The sequence below is a fragment of the Cryobacterium sp. MDB1-18-1 genome (genome assembly GCF_004402735.1).
Lineage (GTDB): Bacteria > Actinomycetota > Actinomycetes > Actinomycetales > Microbacteriaceae > Cryobacterium > Cryobacterium glucosi.
The window spans coordinates 1-5259 of record NZ_SOFR01000079.1; the positions used below are offsets into that span (position 1 = coordinate 1).

A 5259-nucleotide genomic window follows, 5' to 3' on the forward strand; every position below is an offset into this window, starting at 1 on the left:
CCTGCAGAAGTTCTACGCGTCGTATGCGAAGTCGAAGGGCCAGTCGCCGCATGACCCGCGCCTGATGGTGCGGGTCATGCTGTACGAGTATTGACTCATCGAGGACGACGACTTTAATCGCCCCAAGATTCATTTTTCGAGATGGCACTGCGTGATGGAGGGTTCAAAGCGCAGACAGCAAGCCGACGGATGCCGAATGGAGCACGCAGTAATCGACATTCTCACTCGCGCACGCGGATGTAATCCTTGTCAAAGTTGGATGGCGGCTACTATCCCGCGAGTGAAGCCTGAAGACGTCGACCTGCCGCCTACCGCGTCATTTCCCGCACCCCTCGGCTCGATCCTTCATCGTCGAATCAGCTCGAAAATCGCCCAATGCTTCGAGAACACTCATACGCTGCCGGAAGATTATTAGTCTGGTCAGGATATTCTTTTCAGAATATTTCATTCTTGGGGAGATTTGCAGCGATGGGGAGCGATTCAATGGGGCGGATTGTCGACTTAGTTAGAGGATTTGCGGATACGACTCTGACGTACGTGCTCAAATTCGGCGTCGTCGGTCTCTGCGGATACGTGGTCGATCTTGGCCTCTTCAATGCTCTCCGACTCGGAGCCCTCGGGCAGAGCCACTATGTGCAAGGTCCTATCGGCGCCACGATCATCTCCGTCGGCATCGCGACTCTCGTGACCTGGTTTGGCAACCGTTACTGGACGTTCCGAGCTCGACGCAGGTCGAACATCGCGCTCGAACTCTTTGAGTTCGTGGTCGTGTCGGTCCTGGGGCTGCTCGTCAGCCTCGCGTGCCTGTGGGTATCGCACTATGCACTGGGCTTTGAGAGCCTCCTCGCGGACAACATCGCTAAGAACGTTGTGGGGCTGGGGTTATCTACTGGTCTACGGTTCCTTCTGTATCACTACTGGGTCTACGGAAGCCAGAGGACTGATCAAGTCAGCAACGTCGAAGAGAGCATACCCGCGGACGTCGTCGCGTAGACCTCGATCTATTCCCTCGCCTTTGTATCCGAAGCAGACATCCGCGCATGGGTCAAAGGATGGAACGAGAATCCGAAGCCATTCATCTGGACCAAGCCCGCAAAACAGATCTCCGAATCCCTCAGCCGACTTCTACAACGAACTACCGGCGCAGGACACTAGCTGGCATCGAGCGTGCACGGCCCGCCCCGTATCGACTGAGATGGAGATTGCCGACGAGGATGCAGCCGGATCTTGACAGTACCCTCGACCTGATCCTGCGCGGATTGGGGGAGGAAGAGGGCGACGCCCCCCTTTCCTGACTGTCGTCGTGCTCTCGCTCGCCAGTTGGTTGCAGGGATAGTGGGTGCTGATGCAACGGGATGTGGGTAAGCCGAAGGTGGCCGGGCGGCGCCCAGTTTGGCATGGCCGCTAACAATCGGGCCCGGCACCGAGGCCGCCACAGCCAGAAGTGTCGCGTCGATCACATCGCCATGCCACTATGGTTACGTCCCTGTGAGTGGTGTGGTTTCCCGCTCGTGAGCGTTGCTTCTTCAACGCGAAGAGCCACCGTGGGATGGTCAGTGAGTACCGACTAAGCAACTCACAAAGGACACCACACGATGGCTCTAGACCAGTCTGCCCTGCTCGACCTGTTGGGAGAACTCAAACTCACCGACGTCACCGACCGAATCCGCGTCGCGACCGAAACTCTCTATCAAGAACTGATCGATGCCGAAGCGACCGCGTTCATCGGCGCCGCCCCGTTCGAGCGCTCNCCGACCGAGGACCTTGTCAACGACGGCCGGTGACCTGGATCTGAAGATCCCCAAGCTGCGGGCCGGGTCCTTCTTCCCGGCCCTGCTCGAGCGTCGCCGACGGGTCGATCAGGCCTTGTTCGCGGTCGTGATGGAGGCCTACGTTCACGGCGTCTCGACCCGCAAAGTCGACGACCTGGTCAAAGCGCTCGGCGCTGACACCGGGATCTCTAAGTCGGAGGTGTCCCGGATCTGCGCGGGCCTGGACGCCGAAGTCGCCCAGTTCCGCGACCGCACCCTGGCCGCGCAGGACTTTCCCTACGTGTTCCTCGACGCCACCTATTGCAAGGCCCGGATCGGGCACCGGATCGTGTCCCAAGCCATCGTCGTGGCGGTTGGTGTTGCCGCTGACGGCCGCCGGGAAGTACTGGGTTTCGACGTGGGCGACAGCGAGAACGAGGGCTTCTGGACCAGCTTCCTGCGGTCGTTGAAGACCCGCGGCCTCGACGGAGTCAAGCTAGTCATGTCTGACGCCCACACCGGCCTGAAGAAGGCTATCGGCACCGTATTCCAGTGAGCTGCTGCGGAGTTCTCGGACAGTGGGCCCTCTTAAGATGAGGGACTACTGAAAGCAGAGATCAGCATGACCGCATCGCTTAGGCGATTTTCCCAGGAGTTCAAGGACGAGCTGTGTCGCGAGGTGATCAACACGTCCAAATCGATCAAGGACGTCGCGACCGCGTATGGCGTCGGCCCCGAGACTCTCCGCAACTGGCTCATCAAGCACCGCGAGGCCAACGGCGGTACCGAGACCGAGCTGACGCTCCCGGAACGGGCCCGGCTGAAGGAGCTCGAGCGCGAGAACCAGGAACTGAAGGCCGAGGCGCTGTTCTTGAAAAAAGCGGCCGCTTACTTCGCGCGGGAGCAGCGGTAGTGAGCAAGTACGAATACATCGACTCCTTGAAAGCCGAGCCCGGCAACCTGAACTCCGTCGTGAAAATGTGCCGCTGGCTGGCCGTGTCGACGTCCGGGTTCTATCACTGGGTGTCTCGGCCGCAATCGGCGACCGCGGCCCGCAGGGCGGCCTTGATCAACCGGGTGCGGCACTTCTTCGAAGAGTCCGACGGCACCTACGGGTACCGCCGCGTGCACGCGGACCTTGCCGCGGAACACTCGGAGTGCTCGCCCGAGCTCGTGCGGCAGATCATGCGCCAGCAGGGCTTGGTGGCCTGTCAGCCGCGCCCATTCCGTGTCACGACGGCCGCGGATGCCGAAGCGGCCGCGAACATGCCCGACCTCGTGAAACGAGACTTCACCGCGGCCCGGCCCGGGGTCAAGTTCGTCGGCGATATCACCTACATCCACACCTGGCAGGGCTTCATCTACCTCGCGACCGTCATTGACTGCTACTCGAAGAAAGTCGTCGGCTGGTCCATCGCCGATCACATCCGCACCGAACTCGTCGCTGACGCCCTCAAGAACGCGGCCGCGACGACCCGGATCGAGCCCGACGCGATCTGGCACTCTGACCACGGCAGCAATACGCGTCAGCTCAGATCACCGCGTTCGCAAAAGCGCACCGCATCACCCGGTCGATGGGCTACACCGGGGTCCGCTGGGACAACGCGATGGCGGAAAGTTTCTTCGCCATGCTCAAGACCGAGTTCTACCACCGACGCGTCTGGCCCAGCAAAAACAAGGCATCTAGAGAGGTCGGCGCCTGGATCGAGGACCGCTACGACCGGCGCCGCCGACACACCTCCCTCGGCCAGGTCAGCCCCGTCGACTTCGAACTGCAATACTCAAACCAGAACGCGGTCGTCGCTAAAGCCGCATAACCCCGTGTCCACTAACCGGGGGCAAGGCCAGAATGCGGTAAACGTCGTCAACAAACGCGTCATCGGCTACCTGGACGATGACGTGTTCACGACCCTCAGCGAACTGAACGCGGCGATCGACGAGCGGGTGCGGGAGATCAACCACGACATCCGCCGCGCGGACGACACGACCCGGTGGGAGAGGTTCGACGCTGAGGAGCGGGAGCTGCTGGCCCCGTTGCCCGATGCCGGGTTCGAGGACGTTCAGTGGAAGGAGCTGAAAGCGGCCCGGAACTATCACGTCACCGTGGACACGCAACGCTATTCCGTGCCCTTCGGACTCGCGGGCAAGCTGCTGCGGGTCCGGCTGACCTCGTCCCAGGTCACCGTCTTCGATGGGCACGAGAGCATCTGCGAACACCCGCGGCTCACGGGCCGGAAAGGCCAGTACTCAACACTGCCGGAACACGTCCCACCCCAATACCGCAACATCGACGGGCTCTGGTCCAGGCGCTGGTTCACCGACCGGGCCCGCAGCGTCGGGCCGGCCACCGTCACAGTGATCGAGCAGATCCTCGACGCCCAAGTGATCGAGGCGCAGGGCTATCTGGCCTGCCAGAACATCCTCGACGGGCTCGGCAAGAACAACCGGGAACGATTGGAAGCGGCCTGCCAAGATCTCCTGAACCGCCGCGCGCATCCGACCTACTCGACGCTGAAACGGTTGATGGCGGCGATCGACAGTGATGCGAAGAAGCCGCGGCCGGTGGTTCCAGCGGCCTCGACACGCAAACGGGTCAGCACCGTCGTCTTCCGCGACACCATGCACGACGTCTATGTTCGCGACGCCTCCCACTACGCACGTGACGAGGAGGGCAAGTGATGTTCACCAGCATCGAATACGACAAGTTCCGGGCCCTGCGCGTCACGCATGTTGCGACCAGGCTGGAGGAACTCATCCAAGACGAGGGCAACGACACCCTCACCCCCGAGCAGCTGTTCCTCACCGCGGTCGATGACGCGTTGGAGTCCCGGCGTATTAACAAGGTCGACAAACTCATCCGTCAGGCCGCGTTCCCGATCCCGGGCGCGACCGTCGCCGAGGTCGACTACCGCGACGGACGCGGCATCACCCCGGTCAGGATGCGCCGTTATGCCGCTCACGACTGGCGTTCGGACCCGACGAACCTGCTGATCATCTCGCCCATCGGAGGCGGGAAAACCTACCTCGCCTGCGCGCTGGCCATCGGCGCCTGCCAGAGCGAACACTCTGTTCTCTACTACCGGATGGATGACCTCGCCCGACGGCTCGTCATCGCTCGCGGCAACGGCATCGCGCACCAGAAGCTACTCAACGACCTCTCCAACATCGACCTGCTCATCATCGATGACTTCCTCACCGTCGGCATCGACAGCGACGCCGCCAGCGACCTTTTCGCGATCCTCGCGAACCGCGAACACCGGCTCCCGACGATGATCGCCTCGCAGACCGGGCCCGCGCACTGGGTTGCTGAGCTGCCGGACCGGGTCGCGGCGGACTCAATCGTGAACCGCCTGGCCAACAACGCCCGGGTCATCAACTTCGGCCAGATCGACATGCGCCGACACCGCAACGGAATTTGTCAAGGTGAATGAGGCCAGCGTGAGTTTAGGCGGCTAGTTTCGGCTCGTCTTCTTGAGATTCGGCGGGCTTGTTGATCCAGGCCGTGTCG

At 61.9% G+C, this 5259-nt stretch carries 3 protein-coding genes and 3 pseudogenes; all 6 read left to right on the top strand.

Annotation, left to right across the window (positions count from 1 at the left end; translation table 11 throughout):
• The first annotated feature begins 537 nt into the window (after positions 1-537).
• The 6 genes and pseudogenes from E3O50_RS17995 (at position 538) to E3O50_RS18015 (ending at position 5182) form a co-directional block, all read left to right on the top strand.
• On the top strand, positions 538-993 hold the full coding sequence (locus E3O50_RS17995; RefSeq protein ID WP_241975268.1) for a GtrA family protein: 456 nt from the start codon (positions 538-540) through the stop codon (positions 991-993).
• A 33-nt stretch (positions 994-1026) separates the two neighbouring features.
• Positions 1027-1155: pseudogene (locus E3O50_RS19760) on the top strand (IS630 family transposase); the annotation flags it as partial.
• 440 nt (positions 1156-1595) lie between these two features.
• Positions 1596-2289, top strand: a pseudogene (locus tag E3O50_RS18000) (IS256 family transposase); the annotation flags it as partial.
• A gap of 84 nt (positions 2290-2373) precedes the next feature.
• Positions 2374-3568: pseudogene (locus E3O50_RS18005) on the top strand (IS3 family transposase).
• Between the two features lie 4 nt (positions 3569-3572).
• Positions 3573-4430 carry a hypothetical protein gene (locus E3O50_RS18010; protein WP_134446141.1) on the top strand — a complete coding sequence of 286 codons (858 nt, stop codon included), beginning with the start codon at positions 3573-3575 and terminating at the stop codon, positions 4428-4430.
• The gene (locus E3O50_RS18015) at positions 4430-5182 is read left to right on the top strand and encodes an ATP-binding protein (RefSeq protein WP_134446142.1); all 753 of its coding nucleotides are present in this window, start codon (positions 4430-4432) and stop codon (positions 5180-5182) included. The genes E3O50_RS18010 and E3O50_RS18015 overlap by 1 nt, the downstream gene beginning before the upstream one ends.
• The last annotated feature ends 77 nt before the right edge of the window (positions 5183-5259 follow it).